21 protein-coding genes and 1 pseudogene are annotated in these 24,942 nt (G+C 59.0%); 12 read left to right on the forward strand and 10 right to left on the reverse strand.

All coding sequences use genetic code 11. The annotated features are described in order from the left end of the window. Positions 1-59: 59 nt before the first annotated feature. Complete coding sequence (polA, locus tag QE408_RS09190) at positions 60-3,053, reverse strand: DNA polymerase I (protein ID WP_306934740.1); 2,994 nt, start codon at positions 3,051-3,053, stop codon at positions 60-62. 406 nt (positions 3,054-3,459) lie between these two features. On the opposite strand from polA, the gene QE408_RS09195 reads away from it, so the two are divergent. Continuing rightward, entirely contained in the window at positions 3,460-3,894 is a 435-nt protein-coding gene (locus QE408_RS09195; protein ID WP_306934741.1) for a MarR family winged helix-turn-helix transcriptional regulator, read from the forward strand. Between the two features lie 185 nt (positions 3,895-4,079). Then, complete coding sequence (locus QE408_RS09200; RefSeq protein ID WP_306930469.1) at positions 4,080-5,471, forward strand: M20/M25/M40 family metallo-hydrolase; 1,392 nt, start codon at positions 4,080-4,082, stop codon at positions 5,469-5,471. 421 nt (positions 5,472-5,892) lie between these two features. Here QE408_RS09200 and QE408_RS09205 read toward each other — a convergent pair whose 3' ends face one another. Continuing rightward, positions 5,893-6,102 (reverse strand): cold-shock protein, encoded by a 210-nt coding sequence (locus tag QE408_RS09205; protein ID WP_027674583.1) that lies wholly within the window; start codon positions 6,100-6,102, stop codon positions 5,893-5,895. Between the two features lie 589 nt (positions 6,103-6,691). On the opposite strand from QE408_RS09205, the gene QE408_RS09210 reads away from it, so the two are divergent. The 3 genes and pseudogenes from QE408_RS09210 (at position 6,692) to QE408_RS09220 (ending at position 11,026) form a co-directional block, all read left to right on the forward strand. Further along, positions 6,692-7,150, forward strand: a complete 459-nt coding sequence (locus tag QE408_RS09210) for a YbaK/EbsC family protein (protein ID WP_306930474.1) — start codon at positions 6,692-6,694, stop codon at positions 7,148-7,150. Positions 7,151-7,290: 140 nt separating this feature from the next. After that, positions 7,291-9,612 carry a transglycosylase domain-containing protein gene (locus QE408_RS09215; protein WP_306930476.1) on the forward strand — a complete coding sequence of 774 codons (2,322 nt, stop codon included), beginning with the start codon at positions 7,291-7,293 and terminating at the stop codon, positions 9,610-9,612. Between the two features lie 309 nt (positions 9,613-9,921). After that, positions 9,922-11,026 (forward strand): annotated as a pseudogene (locus QE408_RS09220) (glycoside hydrolase family 25 protein). Between the two features lie 9 nt (positions 11,027-11,035). Here the strand turns inward: QE408_RS09220 and QE408_RS09225 are convergent. Continuing rightward, a complete protein-coding gene (locus tag QE408_RS09225) occupies positions 11,036-11,899 on the reverse strand; it encodes a DMT family transporter (RefSeq protein WP_306930478.1) in 864 nt (287 codons plus the stop codon). A 103-nt stretch (positions 11,900-12,002) separates the two neighbouring features. Between QE408_RS09225 and QE408_RS09230 the strand changes: the two genes are divergently transcribed. Beyond that, the gene (locus QE408_RS09230; RefSeq protein ID WP_306930479.1) at positions 12,003-13,415 is read left to right on the forward strand and encodes an aminotransferase-like domain-containing protein; all 1,413 of its coding nucleotides are present in this window, start codon (positions 12,003-12,005) and stop codon (positions 13,413-13,415) included. Between the two features lie 77 nt (positions 13,416-13,492). Next, on the forward strand, positions 13,493-13,822 hold the full coding sequence (locus tag QE408_RS09235) for a hypothetical protein (RefSeq protein WP_306930481.1): 330 nt from the start codon (positions 13,493-13,495) through the stop codon (positions 13,820-13,822). Between the two features lie 57 nt (positions 13,823-13,879). On the opposite strand, the gene QE408_RS09240 is transcribed toward QE408_RS09235, so the two are convergent. Next, on the reverse strand, positions 13,880-14,338 hold the full coding sequence (locus tag QE408_RS09240; RefSeq protein ID WP_306930482.1) for an Rrf2 family transcriptional regulator: 459 nt from the start codon (positions 14,336-14,338) through the stop codon (positions 13,880-13,882). A 124-nt stretch (positions 14,339-14,462) separates the two neighbouring features. On the opposite strand from QE408_RS09240, the gene QE408_RS09245 reads away from it, so the two are divergent. Then, complete coding sequence (locus QE408_RS09245; protein ID WP_306930484.1) at positions 14,463-15,353, forward strand: NAD(P)/FAD-dependent oxidoreductase; 891 nt, start codon at positions 14,463-14,465, stop codon at positions 15,351-15,353. 29 nt (positions 15,354-15,382) lie between these two features. On the opposite strand, the gene lepA is transcribed toward QE408_RS09245, so the two are convergent. From lepA to QE408_RS09260, 3 genes are all read right to left on the reverse strand, one after another. After that, positions 15,383-17,221, reverse strand: a complete 1,839-nt coding sequence (gene lepA / locus QE408_RS09250; protein ID WP_306934742.1) for a translation elongation factor 4 — start codon at positions 17,219-17,221, stop codon at positions 15,383-15,385. Positions 17,222-17,283: 62 nt separating this feature from the next. Next, positions 17,284-18,153, reverse strand: a complete 870-nt coding sequence (locus tag QE408_RS09255) for a carbon-nitrogen hydrolase family protein (protein WP_306930486.1) — start codon at positions 18,151-18,153, stop codon at positions 17,284-17,286. After that, on the reverse strand, positions 18,150-18,746 hold the full coding sequence (locus QE408_RS09260; protein WP_306930488.1) for a GNAT family N-acetyltransferase: 597 nt from the start codon (positions 18,744-18,746) through the stop codon (positions 18,150-18,152). Before QE408_RS09260 ends, QE408_RS09255 begins: the two co-directional genes overlap by 4 nt. Positions 18,747-18,820: 74 nt before the next feature. Here QE408_RS09260 and QE408_RS09265 point away from each other — a divergent pair, with 74 nt between their 5' ends. Further along, positions 18,821-19,222 (forward strand): ketosteroid isomerase-related protein, encoded by a 402-nt coding sequence (locus tag QE408_RS09265; protein WP_306930489.1) that lies wholly within the window; start codon positions 18,821-18,823, stop codon positions 19,220-19,222. A gap of 85 nt (positions 19,223-19,307) precedes the next feature. On the opposite strand, the gene QE408_RS09270 is transcribed toward QE408_RS09265, so the two are convergent. From QE408_RS09270 to QE408_RS09280, 3 genes are all read right to left on the reverse strand, one after another. Continuing rightward, positions 19,308-19,670 (reverse strand): MmcQ/YjbR family DNA-binding protein, encoded by a 363-nt coding sequence (locus QE408_RS09270; protein ID WP_306930491.1) that lies wholly within the window; start codon positions 19,668-19,670, stop codon positions 19,308-19,310. Beyond that, positions 19,667-20,872: a bifunctional phosphopantothenoylcysteine decarboxylase/phosphopantothenate--cysteine ligase CoaBC gene (coaBC, locus tag QE408_RS09275; RefSeq protein ID WP_306930493.1), complete on the reverse strand. Its 1,206-nt coding sequence runs from the start codon at positions 20,870-20,872 to the stop codon at positions 19,667-19,669. The genes QE408_RS09270 and coaBC overlap by 4 nt, the downstream gene beginning before the upstream one ends. A 124-nt stretch (positions 20,873-20,996) precedes the next feature. Then, positions 20,997-22,580, reverse strand: coding sequence for a peptide chain release factor 3 (locus QE408_RS09280; protein ID WP_306930495.1), 1,584 nt, complete (start codon positions 22,578-22,580; stop codon positions 20,997-20,999). Between the two features lie 90 nt (positions 22,581-22,670). Here QE408_RS09280 and dut point away from each other — a divergent pair, with 90 nt between their 5' ends. From dut to cysK, 3 genes are all read left to right on the forward strand, one after another. Then, positions 22,671-23,141 carry a dUTP diphosphatase gene (gene dut / locus QE408_RS09285; RefSeq protein WP_306930497.1) on the forward strand — a complete coding sequence of 157 codons (471 nt, stop codon included), beginning with the start codon at positions 22,671-22,673 and terminating at the stop codon, positions 23,139-23,141. 66 nt (positions 23,142-23,207) lie between these two features. Beyond that, entirely contained in the window at positions 23,208-23,825 is a 618-nt protein-coding gene (locus tag QE408_RS09290) for a LysE family translocator (protein ID WP_306930498.1), read from the forward strand. A gap of 140 nt (positions 23,826-23,965) precedes the next feature. Beyond that, a complete protein-coding gene (gene cysK, locus QE408_RS09295; RefSeq protein ID WP_306930499.1) occupies positions 23,966-24,934 on the forward strand; it encodes a cysteine synthase A in 969 nt (322 codons plus the stop codon). The last annotated feature ends 8 nt before the right edge of the window (positions 24,935-24,942 follow it).

The raw sequence follows: 24,942 nt of genomic DNA on the forward strand, positions 1-24,942 counted from the left end.
ACCTTGATAGAAGCCTTCCCCTACGCCTCATGGGCGACAGGCACATGACATTCGTGCCCTTAATGCGCCTCGTCCCAGTTGCTGGCGGCACGCGCATCCACCTGCAACGGCACCCTCATGTCGATGGCAGGCATGGCCGCATGTTCCATGACGGATACAACGACCGGCAAAGTCTTTTCGATTTCGCTGTCCTCGACCTCGAAGATCAGTTCGTCATGCACCTGAAGCAGCATGCGGGCCGAAAGCTTTGCCTGTTCAAGTGCTGGCTCCATGCGGATCATGGCCCGGCGGATGATATCGGCGGCAGATCCCTGGATCGGTGCATTGATCGCCGCGCGCTCGTTGAACGCCTTCACCGAGGGATTGGACGACTTGATTTCCGGATAATGGATACGGCGACCGAAGATGGTTTCGACATAGCCATGCTCGCGGGCATAGGCCTTGGTGTTTTCCATATAGTCGCGAATGCCGGGGAAACGCTCGAAATACTTCTTGATGTAATCGCCCGCTTCAGAGCGGCCGATGCTCAGCTGGTTGGCAAGGCCGAAGGAGGAGATACCATAGATGATGCCGAAGTTGATCGCCTTGGCGCGGCGACGCACCTCCGATGGCATGCCCTCTACCGGCACGCCGAACATTTCCGACGCCGTCATCGCATGAATATCGATGCCGTTCTCGAAGGCATTTCTCAGCTGCGGAATATCGGCGACATGCGCCAGCACGCGCAATTCGATCTGGCTGTAGTCGGCCGACAAAAGCTTGTTGCCGGGCGTGGAGACGAAGGCCGTTCTGATCTTCCGCCCTTCTGCCGTGCGCACCGGAATGTTCTGAAGGTTCGGTTCCGAGGAAGACAGACGGCCCGTCGTGGTCGATGCCAGTGAGTAGGATGTGTGCACCCGCTTGGTATCGGCATGGATATAACCGGGCAACGCATCCGTGTAGGTGGATTTCAGCTTGGTCAGCTGGCGCCAGTCGACGATCTTGCGCGGTAGTTCCATCCCCTCGGCGGCGAGGTCTTCCAGCACCGAAGCGGAGGTAGACCATTGTCCGGTCTTGGTCTTCGAGCCGCCGGGCAGGCCCATCTTGCCGAAGAGGATATCCCCAAGTTGCTTGGGCGAACCGATATTGAATTTCTCGCCAGCCAGCTCGTAAATCTCTTCTTCAAAAGCGGCAGCCTTCTGCGCCAGCTCGCCGGAAAGCCGTGAGAGAATCTGCCGATCGACGGAAATGCCGCGCTCTTCCATGTGTGCCAGCACTGGCACCAATGGTCGTTCCAGCCGCTCATAGACGGTTGTGAGACGGTCGGCGACAAGGCGGGGTTTCAGCACCATCCAGAGCCTGAGCGTCACATCGGCATCTTCGGCAGCGTAAGCGGTCGCCTTGTCGATATCGACGAAGTCGAAGGTTACGCCCGACTTTCCAGATCCGGCAACATCCTTGTAAGCGATCGGCTTGTGGCCGAGCCAGCGCTCGGAAAGCGCATCCATGCCATGCGCGCCCTTGCCCGCCTCCAATACGTAGGAGAGCAGCATGGTATCGTCATAGCTCTGCATCACGATACCGAGGCGCTTGACCAGCAGGTAGTCATACTTGAGGTTCTGCGCCACTTTCAAAACAGCTGGGTCTTCCAGCAGGTCTTTCAGCCGCGAAAGCGCAAGATCGAAGGGGATCTGGTCTGGCGCCAGCTTGATGCCGTCGCTGAAGAGATCGCCACCGGAGCCCGTCTTGTGGGTCAGCGGTATATAGGCTGCGATAATGTCCGATCCGCTGGCATTCTTGCTGTTATCAGCAATCGCAAGGGAAAAGCCGACAAGCTCCGCCGTCATCGGGTCGAGCGAGGTGGTTTCGGTATCGAAGGCTACGACGCCCGTCTCGCGCGCCATGGCGATCCAGCGATCCAATTCTTCGATTGAACGAATAGTCTGGTAGGTGGTTGTATCGATCTTGGCGGCGGCGAAGATCGTCTCGCGGGCGGAGGCAAGCTCCTGAGGGGTATCGCCTTCCGCCTTGGAGAGAACGGCGCCGACATCCGCTACCGACGCTTCGCCAAGCGGAACGGATGCGGCATCGCCGCCCGTGTCGGTATCGGCATCGAGATCAGGTCCATGGGCCTCTGCCCCGCGCTCCACCGGAACATGTGCGGGCTCGATGGCCGACGCATCTGCACCCGTCGCTTCCGCCACGCGGCGGGTCAGCGTGGTGAATTCCATGGCCTTCAGGAAGGCGATCAGCTTCGGTCCGTCTTGCACCTCGAGCGTCAGCGCATCCAGCGCAAGCTCCAGCGGCACATCCGTTCTGAGGGCTACGAGCTTTCGCGAAAGCCGGGCGAGCTCCGCATTGGCGATGATGTTTTCGCGGCGCTTCTGCTGCTTGATTTCGCCCGCGCGCTCCAGCAGCGTATCGAGGTCGCCATATTCCTCCAGCAATTGCGCTGCCGTCTTCGGACCGATACCGGGAATGCCCGGAATATTGTCGGTGGAATCGCCGGTCATCGCCTGCAGGTCGATCATCTTTTCCGGCGGTACGCCCCACTTTTCGATGACGTCCGGCACGCCGATCTGCTTGTCCTTCATCGCGTCATACATATGCACGTTCGGCGTGACGAGCTGCATCAGGTCCTTGTCGGAGGAGATGATGGTGACATCCGCACCGATCGCCTCCGCCTGGCGGGCATAGGTGGCGATGATGTCATCGGCCTCGAAACCTTCGGTCTCGATGCAGGGCAGGTTGAAGGCGCGCGTCGCGTGGCGGATCAGGCCGAATTGCGGAACGAGATCTTCCGGCGGTGCCGAGCGGTTGGCCTTGTAGAGATCGTAGAGCTCGTTGCGGAAGGTCTTGGAGGAATAGTCGAAGATCACCGCAAAATGCGTTGGCGTCACCCCGACATCGGTGTTGCGCGCATCCTTCAACAGCTTCCACAGCATGTTGCAGAAGCCGGACACGGCATTGACCGGCAATCCATCGGATTTGCGGTTGAGCGGAGGGATGGCGTGGAAGGCGCGGAAAATGAAACCGGAGCCGTCCACGAGGAAGAGATGATCGCCTTTTTTCATGGGAAGCATGGATAGCGTGCGGCATGTTCAACGTCCACACAAACTTGCTGTTGATGGCGGGTCAAAGTCGCGCCGAACCCGCCAAATCCGCCTCGATTCTTTCACCGGAACGTTACCGATTTGTAATCCGCTCTTCCCTTGAAAAGCCGCATTTGCGGCCTCATTTCTAGGAGGACGGCGACTGATCACGCCGTAGTCTGATAGCTGGCTCGTCCCCCGCCGCGTCAGACCGGACAAAGGCCTTTCCCCCTCTCCGGGCCTTTGTCCCTCAATATGACCGCCATGACCGTCCCCTCCCGGTCATGGCGGTTTTCTTTTGCGCAAATGCCTCTCTCGACACGCATGCTTCACGAAAGCATGGGCCGCTACATAGCACGATATGTAAATGATCCGGACGATGTGCCCGATGGGATTTTCTCGACAGGACTCTGCAGCCTATCTCGCGGCGCAACTGGCCAAGGGCTTTTCCCAGGCTCTGCTCAAGCGTACCGGTGCCCTCGGCTTCTCGCCCGGCCAATTTCCTGTTCTGCTGGAGCTCTGGCAGGAAGACGGGCTGACGCAGCGCCAGTTGCTCGACCGGGTCGATATCGAACAGGCGACGCTCGCCAATACGCTTGCGCGTATGGTTCGCGACGGGCTGATCGAGCGTAAACCCCATCCGACAGATCGCCGGTCGCAGATCATCATGCTGACGGAAAAAGGTGCCGCGCTTGAAGAGGCCGCCATTGCCGCATCGAGAGAAACGGAAGAGGCGTTGCTTAAGGACCTGCTGAAGTTTGAGCGGCAATTGCTGCTTGAATATATGAGCCGCGCCATCAGCGTCGCTAAATCGGAAAAGTAAGTTTTCCGGCTCGAAACCGTCTCATATTTACTCTATCGTCCTGCCATCTGGCGCATTGGCGCGATGACCGATATCCGTCGTCGTTACGCCCTTTGCGGAGATTTAAAGAGGTGGAAACCGCCTTGCTCAGTGAAATGACGACTGGCGCTCCACACATGACAGGCCAGACATGACAGGATCATGCAATGACAGATATTTCCCCCGTTCTCTCGGCGGTTGACGATAATCTCCCCTCCAGCCTTGAGAGACTTTTCGAACTCGTTCGCATCAAGTCCATCTCCACCGATCCGGCCTACAAGGCAGAATGCCGCAAGGCGGCCGAATGGCTGGTGCGCGATCTGACGAGCATCGGTTTCGACGCCTCCATCCGCGATACCGCCGGCCATCCCATGGTCGTCGCACATCATGATGGCGCGACCGCCGATGCGCCGCATGTGCTGTTCTATGGCCACTACGACGTCCAGCCTGTCGATCCGATCGATTTGTGGCAGGACGATCCCTTCGATGCCAAGCTGAAAGACATCGGCGAGGGTCGACAGGTAATTTCGGGCCGTGGAACGTCGGACGACAAGGGCCAGTTGATGACCTTTGTCGAGGCATGCCGTGCCTATAAGCAGGTGATCGGTTCGCTGCCGATCCGCGTCACCATTCTTTTCGAAGGTGAAGAGGAGTCCGGCTCACCATCGCTGAAGCCCTTCCTGGACGCCAACTCGAATGAGCTGAAAGCCGATTACGCTCTGGTCTGCGACACCAGCATGTGGGATCACGAGACGCCCGCCATCGCTGCGGCGCTGCGCGGCCTCGTCGGCGAAGAAATCGTTATCACCGCTGCCGACCGCGATCTGCATTCCGGCCTCTTTGGTGGTGCTGCCGCCAACCCGATCCATATTCTGACCGATATTCTCGCCGGTCTGCATGATGAGACCGGGCGCGTTACCTTGCCGGGCTTCTATGATGGCGTCGAGGAAACACCCGCCAACATCAAGGCATCCTGGGACAATCTCGGCCGCACGGCCGAATCCTTCCTCGGCGAAGTCGGACTTTCGATTCCAGCGGGCGAGAAGGGGCGCTCCGTCCTTGAACTGACATGGGCGCGGCCAACGGCGGAGGTCAACGGCATTACCGGCGGCTATACCGGCGAGGGCTTCAAGACCGTCATCGCCGCAAAGGCATCCGCTAAGGTATCCTTCCGCCTCGTCGGCCGTCAGGACCCGGCAGCCATCCGCGAAAGCTTCCGTGCCTATGTGCGCTCGAAAATCCCGGCTGATTGCTCTGTCGATTTCCACGAGCATGGTGGCTCTCCGGCCATCCACCTCTCCTACGATTCGCCTGCCTTGACCAAGGCAAAGTCGGCGCTTTCGGATGAATGGGCAAAGCCCGCCATTGTTATCGGTATGGGTGGATCTATTCCGATTGTCGGCGACTTCCAGAAGATGCTCGGTATGGATTCGCTGATGATCGGCTTTGGTCTCACCGACGACCGCATTCACTCACCCAATGAGAAATACGAGCTGAAGTCCTTCCACAAGGGTACGCGCTCATGGGTACGCATCCTGTCCGCCTTGAGCGCGAAGTAATGGACTTTTGAAAATGCAGTGCCGCGTTGAGCGGCACTGCGCCGTCGAGCGTAAGCCCCAAAAACAAAAAGGCCGGGCAAGCCCGACCTTTCATTCCCGTTTATGCGATCAGTGCCAGTACATCCGTGGTCAAAGTGCAAAAACGGTTTTGTGTCTCAGCACGGCGCCAACTTTTCGGCTGTCGCTCATGTCTTCCCTTTCATCATTGCGCGCCTTGGTTAATTTTTCATTAACGAGGGTACAACGCGGCGGCTCATCAAAGCCTCATCGGGAACTGCTGGAACACTGATGAACCCTATATGGGTGAGCATCGTGTCCTTTACAAGGCGGAGACGGAATTCAATTTATATAAATGCAAAAAGCCGGAACACGAGGTCCCGGCTTTTCAACTGACAGGCTGGATAAACCAGCCAAATCATGATTAGGCAGCAACGATGCTGTCGGCAGACATCTTGCCAGAACGACGGTCCTGAACGAGTTCGTAGGAGATCTTCTGACCGTCCTTGAGACCGCTCATGCCAGCGCGCTCGACTGCAGAGATGTGTACGAACACGTCCTGTGCGCCGTCGTCAGGCTGAATGAAGCCGTAGCCCTTGGTTGCGTTGAACCACTTTACTGTACCAGTAGCCATAACGAGTTCCTTCCGTTGGCGTATTACTTTTGCGCTGAAAATCAGCGCGGTTTTGGTCGAATTTGAAGGAAAGAAAGATCGTCTGAGCGTCTTTAGGACGCCGAAGCTCTGGTCGTCAAACAAATATCGATGCGAGAGAAGTAGGGCGAGGAAACAAATAAGTCAAGTTTTCCTCCAGCATGGTGTCGCGACAAATCTCACGGACGATTTTCAGTAGAGCATTTCGCAGCACTCTGAAGGCGAAAGAACGAGATCGCATTCTTCCTGCGGTTACCGTGTTCTTCACGGTGCAATTCCTGAAATTTGAAACTGTGTGCGTAACGGCGCGGAGGCTGCCATTCAGGCAATAAAAAACCCGGCGCGGGAGGAGGTGCGCCGGGTTTTTAAAACTGACTGACAACTGGGAGAGGAGGAGTGCTGTCAGTCCAATCGGGCGACGCTGGGAGGAGGAGTGCGTCGCTTCGATGTTTGTAAGATACAGGAGTTCCCGTCCGAAAACAGACATATCATTGCAGTGCAGCATTGCATTTTGTGCATACCTGCAGGGTTTCGTCTTGCTTTGAACGGCACCCCCGCCTAAAGATTGCGCATGAGCCTAGCTTCTGTCCAAGAATTTTTCGCCACCCATGCTCCAGACATCACGGTACTGGAAACAGAAACCAGTTCCGCGACGGTGGCGCTTGCCGCTGAAGCTCACGGTGTCGATCCCGATCAGATCGCCAAGACGATCTGCCTTAAGGCGGGCGACACGATTCTCCTCGTGGTGACGGCTGGCATGAAGCGGCTCGACAATCGCAAATTCCGCGACCGTTTTGCTGCAAAGCCCCGCATGTTGGGTGCGGAAGAGGTTGTCGAGGTGACGAGTCACCCCGTCGGTGGCGTCTGCCCTTTTGGCCTGCCATCCGATCTGCCGGTCTATTGCGATGTGTCGCTTAAGAACTATGCCGAAGTCGTTCCCGCCGCCGGCGCCATCAATGCCGCCGTTCGCATCTCGCCGGAGCGCATGGCGCATTTGACAAAGGCCGAGTGGGTCGACGTCTGCCAGTAAGGCGGGGCGCGATGACGCCGATGTGAGGGGCTTTGAGCCTTAACGCCACCTTAAATCGCCGCATTTAAGCTTCAACCGGATTTGTCTTGAATGACAGCATGTCCGTCGCGGCATCATTATCACGGAGCAGTTTCTGACAGATGGCAGGTAGCGGAAAATCACGCCAGAGAGTTGAACCTTCCTTTGGGGATTTTCACGATTCCGGCGACGACCTGCGTCTCGATGCGAGTGATCGTGTTGCCGGCACCAATGCTGGCAGCCGAAAGTCTGGTCCTTCCGATGCTCCGCTGCCGAAAAAGCGCGGAAGCCAGTCGTCGAAATCGAAATCGAAGTCCAGGCGGGAAACGCGTGAGCGCGGCGGGATCACCGGTTTTTTCCGCAGGATCATTTATTGGTGCATCGTGCTCGGCATCTGGGGAGGCATCGCAGTGGCTGGCGTCGTCGTCTATTATGGCGCACGCATGCCGAGCGCCAGCACATGGGCCATTCCCGAACGCCCGCCGAACCTGAAGATCGTCGCAGTCGATGGCACGGTTCTGGCCAATAGAGGCACGACGGGCGGCGAGGCTTTGTCGCTCGAGGATATGTCGCCCTATATTCCCCAGGCCGTCATCGCCATCGAAGATCGCCGTTTCTACTCCCATTTCGGTGTCGATCCGCTCGGCCTCGGGCGCGCTGTGGTCACCAACCTTCTTCATGGTCGCACGGTTCAGGGCGGTTCCACCCTGACGCAGCAACTGGCGAAAAACCTGTTCCTCTCTCCCGAGCAGACGCTGGAGCGCAAGATCCAGGAAGCTCTACTCGCCATCTGGCTGGAGCAAAAATACACCAAGGACCAGATCCTTGCGATGTATCTGAACCGCGTCTATTTCGGCTCGAACGCCTATGGCGTCGAGGCCGCGTCGCGTCGCTACTTCAACAAGTCGGCGCGCGACGTGAATCTCGGCGAAGCGGCGATGCTGGCAGGGCTGTTGAAAGCGCCCTCTCGCCTGTCGCCAGCGCGTGATCCGCAGGCGGCGGAAGAGCGCGCCCAGGTGGTGCTGCAATCCATGCGCGATGTCGGCTTCATCTCCGAAGACGAGATCAAGACCGCCATGTCCCAGCCGCCCACCAAGGCGAAGCGCTTCTGGTCCGGTGCCGAGCACTACGCGGCCGACATGGTCATGGATGAGGTGAAAAGCCTGATCGGCGATGTGAAGCAGGATCTGACGATCGACACGACCATCGATCTCAATCTTGAGAAGGATGCCGAAAAGGCTCTCAACGATGTGCTGAAGAGCGAAGGCAAGAAGCTCGGCGCTTCTCAGGCTGCCCTTGTTTCGATGGACGGCTCAGGTGCTGTCCGCGCCGTCGTCGGGGGCGCCGATTATGCCGAAAGCCAGTTCAACCGCGCCACCAAGGCCAAGCGGCAGCCAGGCTCCGCCTTCAAGCCCTTCGTCTATATTGCCGCGCTCGAATCCGGCCTGACGCCCAACTCGGTGCGCAACGACGCGCCGGTCCGGATCGGCAACTGGACGCCGGAAAATTACGATCAGAAATATCGCGGTGAAGTGACGCTTGCGACCGCGATCGCCAACTCGCTCAACACCATTGCCGCACAGCTCGTCATGGAGGTCGGTCCGACCAAGGTCACGCAGGTGGCACATCGGATGGGCATTGAGTCCGACCTTCAGGCCAATGCCTCGATTGCGCTCGGCACCTCTGAAGTGTCGCTGCTGGAGCTGACCTCGGCCTATGCGCCGATGATGAATGGCGGCTTCAAGGCAACGCCGCATATCGTCAAGCGCATCACCGATGCCGACGGTAAGGTTCTTTACGAGAACAAATACGATAACCCGCCTCGCGTTCTGGATGAAGGCATCGCCGCGACGATGAACGGCATGCTGACCGGCGTCATCAATGAGGGCACCGGCAAGGCTGCGCGTCTTAAAGGCTGGCAGGCAGCCGGCAAATCCGGTACGACGCAGTCTTTCCGTGATGCGCTTTTTGTCGGCTACACCAGCCAGCTGACCACCGGCGTGTGGTTCGGTAATGATGACGGCACATCGATGAAGAAGGTGACCGGTGGTGGCCTGCCGGCCAAGGCCTGGAAGGAATTCATGACGGCAGCCCATAGCGGCCTGTCGCCATCACCGCTCTTTGGGCTTGGTGCCTCTGGCGGTCAGGAGATCGGCCAACCCATGGCGCAGAGCCCGCAGGCTCCAGCGAGCATCGGCGATATCATCTCCAATGCGCTCGGTGGCGGCTCTGCCCCAACACCGACGGATTATCCGCCCGCACCTGTGGGTGCGGAGCAAACCGCAGGCACGGTGCCAGCGCCACCGTCGGACTATCCTCAGCAAGCCTATCCGCCCCAGCAGGGAGGTGGACCCGTACCGCCTGCGGATGTCGGCGGGGCCGCACCGTCGCGGCAGAACGGGCCAAAGCAGACGACGCTTCTTGATATTCTGATGGGCAATTGACCCTGCGGAGCCAGCTGTTCATCCGTTAAAGCATGGTCCACGCAAAAGCGTGCATCGGTTTTGTGGGAACGATATGCTGTAGAACAACGGCCCAAAGCGTATGAGCGCATCTGAAAGATCGCGACACACTTTAGATGACTGACTTTTCACGCAGAGTTGAGGCATGCCGCTTTTTACCCGCATAAGGCCCGTCCTGCCGTAAAGATTGGATTCAGTCTTTTTTGATAATTTCCCGTTAGTCATACCTTTTGGTTATCAGGACCGGCGTCAGTTGCGCATGTCCCGATTTTGTTTTGCGTACGGGTTCTCATGCGTCGATCGACAGTGCCAGCTTTTGTTCTCGCCTGCCTATCTCTCACGGGCTGTACCTCCAATTCCGGGCCGGACGCCCTGGTGGGCGGGCCTGCCTTCGAAGGAGGTGACGAATTCCGTTACGCCTTCCGCCCCCGTGCCGCAGGCCAGCGTGGGACAGACCGATCAGAGAGTGCCTCTCAACACCAAGCAGCATCAGGAAGTCCTGGCATGGGGCGGACCGATGCCGGCGGGCTCGCCCGCTTTTGCGGCCGTTGACAAGCAGATGTCGACGCAGCAGCGGCTAGAACCGGTTATAGCACCTCCCGTCGTTCCCCAGGCCCGCGTCAATCTTCCTCAGGACAGGCCGGTCCAGCTGGCCATGGCGGGCAGCGTTGCCATGAGTGCGGGATCGTCCGCACGCTCTCGCGTGTTTCGTCCGGCCTTTTCCGACGCCAAGCCGATCAATTTTGGCAGGGTCCAGCCGAAACATTTTGAAGTTCACGGCGTGGATGTCTCGCGCTGGCAGGCGAATATCGACTGGGAGCGCTTGAGAACGCGCGGCGCAAACTTCGCCTTCATCAAGGCAACCGATGGCGGTGACCATCTGGACCCGATGTTCCGGACGAATTGGGAGCGGGCAAAGGCGGCGGGTGTTCGCCGCGGCGCTTATCACTTTTTCTATTGGTGCCGTCCGGCAAGCCATCAGGCGGACTGGTTCATTCGCAACGTGCCGAGGGACCCCGACGCGCTGCCGCCGGTGATCGATGTAGAATATAATGGCGAGTCCGCCTGCAAGATGCGGCTTTCCCGCGCCCAGGTGCTGGAAAAGATGCAGGTCTTCATGGACAGGCTCGAGCGCCATTATGGCAAGCGCCCGATCATCTATACCGCACCGGATTTCTACAAGGATCACCTGTCCGGGGAGTTGCACGACTATCCCTTCTGGCTGCGTGCCGTTGCCCAGCACCCATCGCGGGTCTATCCGGACCGCAAGTGGCTGTTCTGGCAATATTCCGGTTCCGGGCTCTCGCATGGCGTCGAGGGCAAGATCGATCTCAACGTCTTTAACGGCAGAGAAGAGGACTGGCACCGCTGGGTCGGCCGCGGCGGTAACGGTTGATAGGCCAGTCTACTTCGCGAACTTCCGCGCACCTGCCACGCAGGTAACGACGCCGAGCGTGACCGCCAGCATGGCGGGGCTGACCGGCTCGCCGAGCAATGTGGCCGCAAGTAACAGTCCGAAAAAGGGTTGCAGCAGTTGGAGTTGACCGACGGCTGCGATGCCGCCGAGCGCCAATCCGCGATACCAGAAGACGAAGCCGATCAGCATGCTGAAGAGCGAGACGTAAGCCAATCCGCCCCAGGCCGGCGCGGCAATACCGCTCCATGTGGATGGCATGGAAAAAAGCGCCAACGGCAACATGACCGGGAGTGAGATGACCAGCGCCCAGGAAATCACCTGCCAGCCGCCCAGTCGCCGCGAGAGCGCGGCACCTTCGGCATAACCCAAGCCGCAAGCAAGAACCGCTGCCACCATCAACAGATCGCCGATGAGGCTTCCCTCGCCATTGAGGCTGAAGGCAAAGCCTGCGACCAGCAGGCTGCCGAGGCAAGAGAACAGCCAAAAGGTCGGACGGGGACGCTCACCGCCACGCAACACCGCGAAAGTTGCCGTTGCAAGAGGGAGAAGGCCGATAAAGACGATGGAGTGGGCAGAGGTGATGTGCTTCAGGGCAAGTGCGGTCAACAGCGGAAAGCCGACGACCACACCGAGTGAGACGATGACCAGCGAAAACAGATCGTTGCGAGAGGGTCTTGCCTCACGGAAGGCCAAAAGCAGGGCAGCACCCAGCAGCCCGGCGATACTGGCGCGGGCAAGGGTCAGGAAGAGCGGATCGAAACCCGTGACCGCAAGGCGGGTGGCCGGTAGCGATCCGCTGAAAATCAATACCCCGATGAAGCCGCTCAACCAGCCGCTCGACACTCTGTTCATTGTAGGCACTCCTTTTGAGCGTTTATTGCTGCAAACCAGTAGCGCTGCCAGAGATGGTGGAGTACAGTTTGACAAAACTGTTATGGTATAATGAGCAGAACAGATGGAACTGAGGGAACGCCGGACAGAGAGTGCCTCGCCCCGCATCGACGCGGTGATGGCGGAAATCCGTCGCCGCATCGCCGCGCGCATATTGACGCCGGGCGCGAAATTGCCCTCCGTCAGAGCCTTGGCAAAAGCTTTGACGGTCTCGACCTCTACGGTGGTGGAAGCCTATGAGAGGCTGGTCGCCGAGGGCGCGATCCGCTCGCGTCCGGGTTCGGGGTTTTATGTTGCTACGGCGCTTGCGCCGCTCTCTCTTGTAGAGATCGGCCCGAAACTCGACCGGCAGGTCGATCCCTTCTGGGTCTCGCGGCTGGCGCTGGAGGGGGCGCGGGGGCTTACCATGCCGGGCTGCGGCTGGTTGCCGCCCACCTGGATGCCGGAAGAGGCTCTGCGAAAAGCGCTTCGAGCCCTATCGCGCTCGCAGCCCAATATCCTTACCGACTATGCCACACCGCTCGGACTGCTTCCACTCCGCCAACTGCTGGCGCGGCGATTGGTGGAATCAGGTATCACGGTCTGGCCCGATCAGATCCTTCTGGTGGATTCCGGCACGCAAGCGATCGACATGGTCTGCCGCTTCCTACTGGAGCCTGGCCAGACGGTGCTGGTGGATGATCCCTGCTATTTCAATTTCCATGCCTTGCTGCGGGCGCATCGCGTCAAGGTCGTGGGTGTGCCTTTCACACCGGAAGGGCCGGATATCGCACTCTTCGAACAGGCCCTGGAGGAACATCGCCCAAGGCTCTACATCACCAATTCCGCCATCCACAACCCAACGGGCGCCGTCCTCTCGCCTGTGAATGCTCATCGTCTGCTAATGCTGTCAGAACGCGCGGGCCTGACGATTATCGAGGATGATATCTTCTCCGACTTTGAAATCACCAAAGCACCAAGGCTTGCCGCTTTTGATGATCTCAACCGCGTTATCCAGATCGGCAGCTTCTCAAAAACGCTTTCGGCGTCTGCCAGGTGCGGCTATATCGTCACGCGTAAGGACTGGCTCGACCCTTTGGTGGACATGAAGATCGCGTCCAATTTCGCCGGCAGCCAGATTTCTGAAGCCTTGGTGCTCGAAGTGCTGAAGGACGGAGGCTACAGAAGGCACATGGAAGCGTTGAAGGCGCGGCTCGCGAAGGCAAGGGCAAATGTCATGCAGACGCTGCGCTCGCTCGGCATCGAGCCCTGGTTGGAGCCGCAGGCGGGTGTCTTTCTCTGGTGTCGTCTTCCTTCCGGCATCGATGCTGTGGAGGTGGCGCGCCATGCTCTGACCGACAATATGGTGCTGGCGCCCGGTAGCGTTTTCAGCCAATCGGACACGTTTTCAAGCTTCATGCGCTTCAATGTTTCGCAATGTGAAGATCCGCAATTCGCCCGCGTTCTCTCTCGCGCACTCACGGCATCAAAGCGCTGAGTGCCATGTTTTTTGGCATTTTAGGAACCATTCACGCAGACGTGCATTTTCTCCGCATTGGAAGAGGAGAAAACACCATGACTTTTGACCCAAATCTGCCCCGCGATCCGAACCTCCGTCCGGACCGTCCTGAACTGCGCACCACCCCCGAAGCTCAGCGCAAGTCCGCTGGCTGGGCACCATGGGCCGCGATTATCGTCGTCCTGCTGGTCGGCGGCTTCATCTGGATGCAGATGAGCAATCCGTCCACGACAGACCCGACCACAACGTCGTCCACGACGCCACCAGCCGTCAGCGATCAGGCTCCGGCCCCGGCACCAATGACGCCAACGGCTCCGGCAACCCCGCCAGCTAACGGCGCTGCCCCGGCTTCGCCGAATACCAACGGCACGTCGACCCAGCCTTAATCGGCGCTGACGTAACTTGAGAGAGCCGCTTGCCGAAAGGCAGGCGGCTTTTCTTTGTTAAAAACCCTCCATCGCCGACGGATTGTGACCCGACTGAGCCCATCGTTTGAAGGATTCGCGGGCGAGATCGGCAAGCGTGATCTTACCAAAACGGTCGAGCAGGAGCGCTTGCGCTTCTGTCATGGCATCCGCCAGTGCGACGTTGACCGACTGTTCTATGACGCAGGCCGGATTGTCCCCCGAAAGGCCGATCGAAAACATATCGGGATTCCCGAGCGCCTTGTGGATATCGAGAAGCGTTATCTCCGCGAGCGGTCGCGCCAGAACCCAGCCGCCGCCATGGCCTTTTTCCGACGTGACGTAACCAGCGTCGCGCAGCCCCGCCATGGTGCGCCGGACGACCACAGGGTTAGTCTGCAACATGGCAGCGATTGCGTCGGATGTCGCTGGTTTCTCGTGCTTTTCCATATGGATCAGCACATGCAGCACTCTGGACAGGCGGGTATCTTGTCTCATCTGATCTCCATCCCAAACCATACCACGACGATAGCAATGTAACAATCGGAGTTACATGATATTGACTTCCTATTTCACGTAACAATATAAGTTACGAAAATGATTTTGGGAGGGAGTTCATGCCATGACCTATGATGTCATCATTATCGGAGGGAGCTATGCCGGCCTTTCCGCAGCTCTCCAGCTTGGGCGCGCCCGCCGCCGCATTCTCGTCATCGATGCGGGCAACCGCCGCAACCGCTTTGCCAGCCACTCGCATGGCTTTCTCGGCCAAGATGGAAAAGCGCCTGGAGAGATCGTTGCCGAGGCCCGTCGCCAGATCGAGGCTTATGTGACGATCGACTGGATCGATAGTCTCGCAACAAATGTCAGCGGCGCGTTTGATGCCTTCGAGGTCGAGATTGATGGAGGAGCGCGGCAAACGGGTCGAAGGCTTATCATCGCCGCAGGTGTCACGGACGAGTTGCCACCAATACCCGGTCTAAGCGAACGCTGGGGGCAGAGCGTCTTTCATTGCCCTTATTGCCACGGTTACGAGCTGAACCAGGGTCGGATCGGCGTGATCGCCACATCCGCGCTCGCCATTCATCACGGATTGATGCTGCCCGATTGGGGAACGACGACCCTCTTCACCAATGGCGCCTTCGTGCCGGATAAAGAGCAGCGCGCCCAACTGGCCGCGCGCGCAACAGCGGTGGAAGAGGTGACAATCCAAGAGATCAATGGCAATGCTGACATTAAGCTGACCGATGGCCGACGTCTTGCAATGGACGGGTTATTCACTCAGCCAAAGCTTCGGATATCGGCACCCTGGATTGCGACATTGGGTTGCTCACTGGAGGAAACGCTCATGGGCACGACCATCCAGACGGACGCGACGAAGCAGACAACGAAGCGCGGCGTCTTTGCCTGCGGTGATATCGCTCGTCCGGCGGGTTCGGTCGCACTTGCAGTGGGAGACGGGGCGATGACCGGCACTGCGGCACACCGATCTTTGATGTTTCCAGATCTATAGCGATCGATGAAATAGAAACGATGAGGTGCTTATTCGTCGTTCATCTTCAGCGCGGCGATGAAGGCTTCCTGCGGAATTTCCACCTTGCCGAACTGACGCATGCGCTTCTTGCCTTCCTTCTGCTTGTCCAGCAGCTTGCGCTTGCGGGTGGCGTCGCCACCGTAGCACTTGGCGGTCACGTCTTTGCGCAGCGCACGGACAGTCTCACGCGCGATCACCTTGCCGCCGATGGCGGCCTGGATCGGGATCTGGAACATGTGCGGCGGAATGAGTTCCTTTAGCTTTTCGCACATGCCGCGCCCGCGGCGGTCCGCTGCCGAGCGGTGAACCAGCATGGAGAGCGCATCGACCGGATCGCCATTGACGAGGATCGACATCTTCACCAGATCGCCTTCGCGGTAGTCCATGATGTTGTAGTCGAAGGAGGCGTAGCCCTTGGAGATCGATTTCAGGCGGTCGTAAAAGTCGAAAACCACTTCGTTGAGCGGCAGTTCATAGGTGATCATGGCGCGGTTGCCGACATAGGTCAGTTCCGTCTGGATGCCGCGACGATCCTGGCAAAGCTTCAAGATGCCGCCGAGATACTCGTCCGGCGTCATGATCGTCGCCTTGATCCAAGGCTCGCGAATCTCCTTGATCTTCACCACGTCCGGCATATCCGCCGGGTTGTGAAGTTCCTTCTCCGTGCCGTCCGTCAGCGTCATCTCGTAAACGACGGAAGGAGCGGTGGCGACGAGATCGAGATTGAACTCGCGCTCAAGACGCTCCTGGATGATTTCCAGATGCAGCAGGCCGAGGAAGCCGCAACGGAAGCCGAAGCCGAGGGCTGCGGAGCTTTCCATTTCGAAGGAGAAGGACGCGTCGTTCAGGCGAAGCTTGCCGACGGCGGCGCGCAGATCTTCGAAGTCCGCCGCATCGACCGGGAAGAGACCGCAGAAAACCACGGGCTGTGCCGGTTTGAAGCCGGGCAGGGCCTTTTCCGTCGGGCGCTTGTCATCGGTAATCGTGTCACCGACGCGCGTGTCGGCCACTTCCTTGATCGAGGCGGTGATGAAGCCGATTTCGCCAGGTCCGAGGCTATCGACGGTGACCATCTTCGGCGTCAGAACGCCGACACGCTCGATCGTGTACTTGGCACCAGAGCCCATCATGCGGATCTGCTGGCCCTTGGTCAGCACGCCATCGATGATGCGCACCAGAACCATGACGCCGAGATAGGTGTCGTACCAGCTATCGACGAGCAGCGCCTTCAGCGCACCCTTCTCTCCGGCTTCGCTCTTTGGCGCAGGCAGCTTGTGAACGATGGCTTCCAGAACGTCTGGAATGCCGAGACCGGTCTTGGCCGAAATCATCACGGCTTCGGACGCATCGATGCCGATAACTTCCTCGATCTGTTCCTTGATGCGATCCGGCTCCGCGGCAGGCAGATCGATCTTGTTCAGCACCGTGACGATCTCGTGATTGTTGTCGATTGCCTGATAAACGTTGGCAAGCGTCTGCGCCTCCACGCCCTGCGAGGCATCCACCACCAGCAGCGAGCCTTCGCAGGCCGACAGCGAGCGTGACACTTCATAGGCGAAGTCGACGTGGCCGGGGGTGTCGATGAGGTTCAGCACATAGGTCTCACCATCATTGGCCTTGTAATGCAGGCGAACGGTCTGAGCCTTGATGGTGATGCCGCGCTCGCGCTCGATATCCATATTGTCCAGCACCTGCTCGGACATATCGCGCTCGGCAAGGCCGCCCGTCGACTGGATCAACCGGTCGGCAAGGGTGGATTTGCCATGGTCGATATGGGCGACGATGGAGAAGTTGCGGATATGGTCGAGGGGCGTGCGGGTCGAATTGGTGCTCATGTCCCGCGCTATAGAGGGTTTCGCGGGCAAATGGAAGCTGTTCTATGGCGGCAAGACGCGGCGAAATCGGCTTTTCAGGCCGGGAACTGTTCGCTCCAGTCACGCCGCGTCGCCACCTGTCCTTGCGTGCGCAGACGCGCCACATCGGCAAGGTCGATATCGACGATGAGCAGCGTGCTCTCCGTTACCGCGTCGCTCTCACTTTCCGCCACGATGCCATTGGCCGGCATGCCGTAGTCGGAGGGCACGTAAAGTGCGGCGCGACCGCGATTCTCATCGACCGCAGGCGACCACGGCGCCTCTCCGGCGGTGGGAGAAGAGAGGACGGCGAACTGGTTTTCCAAAGCGCGCGCCTGTGCACCGATCCGCACCCGATAAGAGCCCGCCAATGTGTCCGTGCAGCTTGGCGCCAGCACCAGTTCCACGCCCATCTCGGCAAGCCTGCGGCCCAGCATCGGAAACTCGTTGTCGTAGCAGATCAGAATACCGAGCTTGCCGATACTGGTATCGAAGGCTTTGAGACCTTCCACCCCCGCATCGATAAACCATTGTTCGCGCTCGAAACGCGTCATGATCTGCTTGTCTTGGTTGCCGATCAGCCCGTCAGGCCCAAACAGCCAGGCGCGGTTGCGGAACTTGCCATCGGCATCCTTCACCGGTGCGCTGCCCGGCTGGAACAGGATCTGATGCTGACGCGCCAGTTCTTCGCAGAGCTCCACCCAGGATGGGATCAGGCTTTGCATCGCCTCGATCGAGCCATGCAGATCGGAGCGAACATCCGGCGGCAATTGCCCGGTCAGCGCCATGGCGGAATATTCCGGCAGCAGAAGCAGTTCTGCGCCTTTTGCCTTAGCGTCAGCCACGATTGCGGCGAGATGCTTGGCATACGCGTCCCAGGTTTCGATCAGCTCGATTGCATATTGGCAGGCGGCGAGCCGGGTCATTTGGAAATCCTTTTCATCCAGAAGGAGAGAGGCTTCGGGCTCTCTGCATCTTCATCCAGGTCCTGCCATGTGAAGCTGGTGCGAAGTTCCGGATGATGCGTATAGCCACGCTTGGCCCAGAAGTCGTTCAATGGCACGTAATCGGCGGGACGGCGCGGATGATCGACCGGGCGTTCCACGGCGCAAAAGGTGCACCATTCAAAGCCGCCAAGGCGCTTTGCATGTGCCTCCCGCTCATCGAAGAAACGCACACCCACGCCATGGCCGCGATATTCGGGCAACAGCACGCTCTCGCCGAAATAGAAGATGCGCTGGAGATCGTAACCTGCGTCCAGAAAAGGCGTCTTCACCTCAGCCGTTTCCGCAATCATCGGCATGCCTGTGGACATCCCAACGATCTTTTCGCCGTCCATGGCCAGCACGAACACCGCACCCTCGGCCTTCGCGTAGGTCGAAAGATAGGTGTGCTCGTAATCGAACGATCCGTCATAGAGGTAGGGGAAAGCGCGAAAGACGGTAATGCGCAACCGTGACAGATCGTCGAAGAACGGTGCGGCATCGATGCCGGAAAGGGAACGGATTTCGACGGTCATGGGCATGTTCACCTGGATTTTCCTTGGTTATACCGTCATGGAAATGCTGTGCAAGTCTCGAAGGGAGCTGAACCATGTCCGCAGTCGAAACCATCCGCGCCTATTACGATGCCTTCAACCGGCAGGATATGGATGCCTTTCTGGCGCTTCTGACCGACGATGTGGTGCACGACATCAATCAGGGTGAGCGGCAGGTCGGAAAAGACGTTTTCGCCAAGTTCATGCAGCACATGAACCACTGCTACAAGGAAAACCTCACCGACATGGTGATCATGGCCAGCGAAGACGGCAAGCGCGCCTCTGCGGAATTCGTCGTCAACGGCCAGTATCTGAAGACCGACGAAGGCCTGCCGGAAGCCAATGGGCAGACCTATGTCCTGCCCGCTGGTGCCTTCTTCGAGTTGAAGGATGGCAAGGTGTCGCGCGTGACCAACTACTACAATCTCAACGACTGGATTGCGCAGGTTGGTGCTTAAAGGCTCAGGGCTTCGCTTGTGGCCATGGATCCTCGCCTCAAGGGCGAGGATGACGTTGGAGGAGGGGTTGTTGGACGAGCCCGCCTCACCTCTGCAGCACTATACCGAGTTCTGCCCGTAGCTTCTTTGTCAGCCCTGCCGCCACGAGTTCGTAGGAGCGGCGCACATAATGCTCAAGTTCCTCGCCTTCCAGCGGGGAATGATCGCCGATTGACACCCATTTGCGTTTGGCGAAATAGGGTGCCTGGGTAATGCCTTCCAGAGAGGTCAGGATTTCGAAACTCTCTTCCGAGCATTTGACGACAAGCCGCCAGTCGTCCCGCTCTCCCAGCACCGCAAACACCTTGTCGCCGACCTTGGCAACATGCGAATCCCATTGATCGACAAACCGCACACCCGGCCAGGCCCCAAGCCTTGCGTCGAATGTCTTTCGCTCGAAAAGGCTCATTGCAGCTTCTCCGCGATCAGTGCGGCCAGTCGTTCGGCAACCTCCGCCTTCGAGAGATCGGGCCAGGCATCGACACCCTTTGCAGAGATGATCTTCACCTGATTGCGTGCTCCACCCATGATGCCGGTTTCAGGGGAGACATCATTGGCAACGATCATGTCGGCGCCCTTGCGCTGAAGCTTGGCGCGACCATTGTCCTCGACATTCTGGGTTTCCGCTGCAAAGCCGATCACCAGCGTGGGCCGCTTTTCGTGGTGGCCGACGGTCTTCAGAATATCGGGGTTCTCGGTCAGTTGCAGCGCCGGCGGCGCGTCACCCGGCTGCTTCTTGATCTTTTGCTCCGAAGAACTCGCGACGCGCCAATCCGCAACCGCGGCGACGAAGACGGCGATGTCGGACGGCAGCTTGCTAAGCACCGCGTCGCGCATTTCCTCGGCACGTTCTACATGAATGGTCGTCACGCCAGCGGGATCAGGGATCGTCACGGGGCCGGAGACGAGCGTCACCTCAGCGCCAAGCTTTGCGAGGGCGGCAGCAATGGCGTGGCCCTGCTGGCCCGATGAACGGTTGGCGATATATCGTACGGGATCGATTGGCTCGTGGGTCGGGCCGGAGGTTACGATGGCCGTCCTGCCCTTGAGCGGCTTTGGTGCATCGTCCAGCAACTGTTCGACAGCCTCTGCGATCTGCAAGGGCTCCGCCATGCGTCCGACACCGGCCTCGCCCTTTTCCGCCATCTCGCCCGCCATGGGTCCGATGAAGGCAATGCCATCGCCCTTCAGCGTCGCGATGTTGCGCCGGGTGGCCTTGGCCTCCCACATCTTCGGGTTCATCGCAGGGGCGACCAGAACAGGTCGGTCCGTCGCCAGCAGCACCGTGGAAGCGAGGTCATCCGCGATCCCGTTCGCCATCTTCGCCAGAAGATCGGCGGTTGCGGGTGCCACCAGAACGAGGTCGCAGTCGCGTGCCAGCCGGATATGGCCCACATCCTGCTCATCCTGCCGGGAGAAAAGCTCGGTGAAAACATGGGTGGCAGAGAGCGCGCCGACGGCGAGCGGCGTCACGAACTCCTGCGCGCCCTTAGTCATCACCGGCGTCACCTTCGCGCCGCGCTCTCTTAGTCGGCGGATGAGATCGAGGCTCTTATAAGCGGCAATGCCGCCGGAAATGATGAGCAGTATATGCTTGTTCGACAGAGCCATGCGCAAAGACCAGTTTCCCGTTTAAGCGGGAAACTACAGCATCGGCCCGAAAATCGAAATCGATTTTCGGGTTAGCATCATGCGTCGATTCAAATGGCTCCAGCCCTTGTTTGGCAAAGTGCAATCACGCCGCCTTGGCGACGTGATATTCCTTGATGGCGACCATCTTGATCGCCGGAAAACGCTCGGCCTCGTAGCGCAGCGAGAAGGCATCCTGCGCGAGAAACACCGGGTCACCGTCGAGATCGCGAGCAATATCGCCACGCTTGACGTTTAGGAACTTCTCGAACTCCGCAGGCTGGTCGGACGAAATCCAGCGGCAGACGGAGAAGCGTGACATTTCGAATGATACCGGCAGGCCGTATTCGCCCATCAGCCGCTCCTTCAATACGTCGAGCTGCAGTGCGCCGACAACGCCGACAATCGCAGGCGAGCCGTCTTCAGGCGAAAACAGCTGCACCACGCCCTCTTCGGCCATCTGCTGCAGTGCTTCTTTCAACTTCTTCGCCTTCATCGCATCTTCAAGCCGCACGCGACGAAGAATTTCCGGCGAGAAGTTCGGCACGCCCTGGAAGACCAGGTTTTCGCCTTCGGTGAGCGTATCGCCGATGCGGAGCGTTCCGTGGTTGGGAATACCGACCACATCGCCGGCATAGGCCGTATCGGCCAACTGGCGCTGCGAGGCGAAGAAGAATTGCGGGGCGGTCAGGCCCATCTGCTTGCCGGTACGAGCAAGACGTGCCTTCATGCCGCGCTCCAGCTTACCGGAGCAGATACGCGCAAAGGCAATGCGGTCGCGGTGGTTCGGGTCCATATTGGCCTGGATCTTGAAGACGAAGGCCGTCATCTTTTCTTCGGCGGCATGCACGAGGCGGGTATCGGCCACTTGGTCACGCGGCGGCGGGGCGAAATCGCCAAGCGCGTTGATGAGATCGCGCACACCGAAGTTACGAAGCGCCGAGCCGAAGAAGACCGGCGTCATATGGCCTTCGAGAAACGCCTGACGGTCGAAGGGACGGCAGGCCTCCATCGCCAGTTCCGTTTCCTCGATAAAAGCGTCCCGCTCGTTTTCCGGCAGGCGGTCAGCCACGGCCTGTGGGCCGTTGACGGGCAAACCATCGACCTGCGTATCGTTGCCGCGGAAGGTGTTTTCGGCAAGATTGTAAGCGCCGCAGAAGGTCTTGGAGCGTCCGACAGGCCAGGTAATCGGCGCGGTATCGAGCGCCAGCTTCTCTTCCACCTCATCGAGAATCTCGAAGGGGTCGCGGCTTTCGCGGTCCATCTTGTTGATGAAGGTGATGATCGGAATGTCGCGCATGCGGCAGACTTCGAACAGCTTCAGCGTACGCGGCTCGATACCCTTGGCGGCGTCGATCACCATGATCGCGGCGTCCACTGCCGTCAGCGTACGATAGGTGTCGTCTGCAAAGTCTTCGTGACCGGGCGTATCGAGAATGTTGAAGACCCGGTCATTATATTCGAAGGTCATAACCGAGGTTACGACCGAGATGCCGCGCTCGCGTTCGATCTTCATCCAGTCCGAACGGGTCTGGATGCGATCCTTCTTGGCCTTCACTTCACCGGCAAGCTGGATCGCTCCGCCGAACAGCAAGAGCTTTTCGGTCAGCGTCGTCTTACCCGCATCCGGGTGCGCGATAATAGCAAAGGTGCGGCGGCGGGAGACCGCCTCGGCAAGTGTTTCGGCCATCTAACAAATCCTGTGGAATTGCGGGCTATCTAGCGTTTCGAGCCCGCTTTTGCAATTGACCTTGACCCCGCCAGCGCAAACTAATGCCGCATGAACACGCAAAACGCCCCGTCTCCCGCCCTGAAACTCATCCGTCTTCCTAATGGTGAAGGCATTGAGTTGCCATCCTACGAGACCGCCGGCGCCGCCGGCATGGACCTTCGCGCCGCCGTCGAGGCAGGTGAAACCATGACCCTTCGTCCCGGTGAGCGAGCACTGGTGCCGACCGGTTTCATCTTCGAGGTGCCGCTCGGCTATGAGGCGCAAATCCGCCCACGCTCCGGCCTCGCCATCAAGAATGGCATTACCTGCCTGAATTCCCCGGGCACGGTGGATAGCGATTATCGCGGTGAGGTGAAGGTGATCCTCGCCAATCTCGGGCAGGAAGATTTTATCATCGAGCGCGGCATGCGCATCGCTCAAATGGTCATCGCGCCGGTAACGCAGGTGACGGTCACTGAGGTGACTGAATTCACGCGAACCGAACGCGGCGCCGGTGGCTTTGGATCGACGGGCGTCTAACGATCACGACGTTGTGAGTCGACGCGTTGTGGAGTATGTGTCGAAGGACGACGAAGGGACATCTCCATGACGATCACGACAATCCTTGCCTATGCGATGGCATTATTCATTGCCGCGGCCATTCCGGGTCCGGGCATGACGGCGATCGTTGCGCGCGCCCTCGGTTCAGGTTTCCGTGAGACGTTCTTCATGGGGCTCGGTCTGGTGCTGGGGGATATGGTCTATCTGACGGCTGTCATCCTCGGTCTCGCCTTTGTCGCCCAGACCTTTCAGGAAGCCTTTATGGTGCTGAAATTCGCCGGTGCCGCCTATCTGCTTTATATTGCCTGGAAGCTCTGGACCGCAGGCCTTCTGCCGCAGGATTTGCAGGCGAAGAAAAGCACCAGTATCGGCATGTCCTTCCTGTCCGGTCTGTTCATCACGCTCGGCAATCCCAAGACGATGTTGTTCTATGTCGCGCTCGTCCCGACCCTGATCGACATCCGCGGAATCGGCTTGTCCGAATATGCGGTTCTGATCGCCCTCACCTTTAGCGTGCTGATGGCGGTATTGCTGCCCTATATTCTGCTGGCGTCCAAAGCCCGCACATTGCTGAAGCGCCCAAGCGCCTTGACCATCCTCAACCGTACCGCAGCAGGCATCCTGGCGGGGACGGCGGCGATGATCGCGACACGCGCCAGCTGAGAATATTCTTCCACATAAGCCATGGATATTGGTGATCTATCCCGGGTACCTGGCCCTTTAAGCACGTTTGTTCTCTGGCTTCCCTGCCAGTATCGCCCTATCCTGCGCGCGATTGCATGACATAAGGCAGGAGAGCAGGCATGTCGGAAGCGAAGAAACCCGGACGCGGACGCATCTATTCCTCGATCACCGAAACCATCGGTGACACGCCGCTGGTGCGTCTGGACAAACTGGCGCGCGAAAAGGGCGTTAAGGCGACGCTTCTGGCAAAGCTTGAATTCTTCAACCCCATCGCTTCCGTCAAGGATCGCATTGGCGTCGCGATGATCGAATCCCTTGAAGCACAGGGCAAGATCACGCCCGGCAAGACAACGCTGGTCGAACCGACATCGGGGAATACCGGCATTGCGCTCGCATTCGCCGCTGCCGCCAAGGGTTACAAGCTCATCCTCACCATGCCGGAAACCATGTCGGTGGAGCGCCGTAAGATGCTCGCACTGCTCGGTGCCGAATTGGTGCTGACCGAAGGTCCCAAGGGCATGAAGGGCGCCATTGCCAAGGCGCATGAATTGGCTGAAACGCTGCCTGACGCCATTATTCCGCAGCAGTTCGAAAATCCAGCCAATCCGGAGATCCATCGCAAGACCACGGCAGAGGAAATCTGGAACGATACCAATGGTGATGTCGATATCTTCATCGCCGGCATCGGCACAGGCGGCACGATCACCGGCGTCGGGCAAGTTCTGAAATCTCGTAAGTCTGATCTGAAGGTCGTGGCCGTGGAGCCGACGGACAGTCCCGTTCTCTCTGGTGGCACGCCCGGCCCACACAAAATCCAGGGCATTGGCGCCGGTTTTGCGCCGAGCATTCTCGACACCAAGGTCTATGACGAGATCGTTACCGTCAGCAATGACGATGCCTTTGAAACAGCGCGTCTTGCAGCTCGGCTGGAGGGCGTTCCGGTTGGGATTTCATCCGGCGCAGCCCTCGCTGCCGCCATCAAGGTCGGCTCGCGGGAAGAGAATGCCGGAAAGACCATCGTGGTGATCATTCCCTCCTTTGCCGAGCGCTATCTCTCGACGGCGCTGTTCGAGGGGCTTGGCCTGTAAAAACAGCA

It is taken from the genome of Agrobacterium larrymoorei (genome assembly GCF_030819275.1).
In the GTDB taxonomy this organism is placed as follows: Bacteria; Pseudomonadota; Alphaproteobacteria; order Rhizobiales; family Rhizobiaceae; genus Agrobacterium; species Agrobacterium larrymoorei_B.

Bases quoted from the DNA above. Each gene is read 5' to 3' on its own strand.
- QE408_RS09255 (WP_306930486.1), bottom strand. From the start codon at position 18,153: ATGACCCGGCTCGCCGCCTGCCAATATGCAATCGAGCTGATCGAAACC.
- QE408_RS09195 (WP_306934741.1), top strand. From the start codon at position 3,460: ATGGGATTTTCTCGACAGGACTCTGCAGCCTATCTCGCGGCGCAACTG.
- QE408_RS09230 (WP_306930479.1), top strand. From the start codon at position 12,003: ATGGAACTGAGGGAACGCCGGACAGAGAGTGCCTCGCCCCGCATCGAC.
- QE408_RS09210 (WP_306930474.1), top strand. From the start codon at position 6,692: ATGAGCCTAGCTTCTGTCCAAGAATTTTTCGCCACCCATGCTCCAGAC.
- QE408_RS09235 (WP_306930481.1), top strand. From the start codon at position 13,493: ATGACTTTTGACCCAAATCTGCCCCGCGATCCGAACCTCCGTCCGGAC.
- QE408_RS09215 (WP_306930476.1), top strand. From the start codon at position 7,291: ATGGCAGGTAGCGGAAAATCACGCCAGAGAGTTGAACCTTCCTTTGGG.
- QE408_RS09280 (WP_306930495.1), bottom strand. From the start codon at position 22,580: ATGGCCGAAACACTTGCCGAGGCGGTCTCCCGCCGCCGCACCTTTGCT.
- dut (WP_306930497.1), top strand. From the start codon at position 22,671: ATGAACACGCAAAACGCCCCGTCTCCCGCCCTGAAACTCATCCGTCTT.
- QE408_RS09245 (WP_306930484.1), top strand. From the start codon at position 14,463: ATGACCTATGATGTCATCATTATCGGAGGGAGCTATGCCGGCCTTTCC.
- QE408_RS09240 (WP_306930482.1), bottom strand. From the start codon at position 14,338: ATGAGACAAGATACCCGCCTGTCCAGAGTGCTGCATGTGCTGATCCAT.
- QE408_RS09260 (WP_306930488.1), bottom strand. From the start codon at position 18,746: ATGACCGTCGAAATCCGTTCCCTTTCCGGCATCGATGCCGCACCGTTC.
- polA (WP_306934740.1), bottom strand. From the start codon at position 3,053: ATGAAAAAAGGCGATCATCTCTTCCTCGTGGACGGCTCCGGTTTCATT.
- QE408_RS09200 (WP_306930469.1), top strand. From the start codon at position 4,080: ATGACAGATATTTCCCCCGTTCTCTCGGCGGTTGACGATAATCTCCCC.
- QE408_RS09270 (WP_306930491.1), bottom strand. From the start codon at position 19,670: ATGAGCCTTTTCGAGCGAAAGACATTCGACGCAAGGCTTGGGGCCTGG.
- QE408_RS09205 (WP_027674583.1), bottom strand. From the start codon at position 6,102: ATGGCTACTGGTACAGTAAAGTGGTTCAACGCAACCAAGGGCTACGGC.
- QE408_RS09290 (WP_306930498.1), top strand. From the start codon at position 23,208: ATGACGATCACGACAATCCTTGCCTATGCGATGGCATTATTCATTGCC.
- QE408_RS09225 (WP_306930478.1), bottom strand. From the start codon at position 11,899: ATGAACAGAGTGTCGAGCGGCTGGTTGAGCGGCTTCATCGGGGTATTG.
- coaBC (WP_306930493.1), bottom strand. From the start codon at position 20,872: ATGGCTCTGTCGAACAAGCATATACTGCTCATCATTTCCGGCGGCATT.
- QE408_RS09265 (WP_306930489.1), top strand. From the start codon at position 18,821: ATGTCCGCAGTCGAAACCATCCGCGCCTATTACGATGCCTTCAACCGG.
- cysK (WP_306930499.1), top strand. From the start codon at position 23,966: ATGTCGGAAGCGAAGAAACCCGGACGCGGACGCATCTATTCCTCGATC.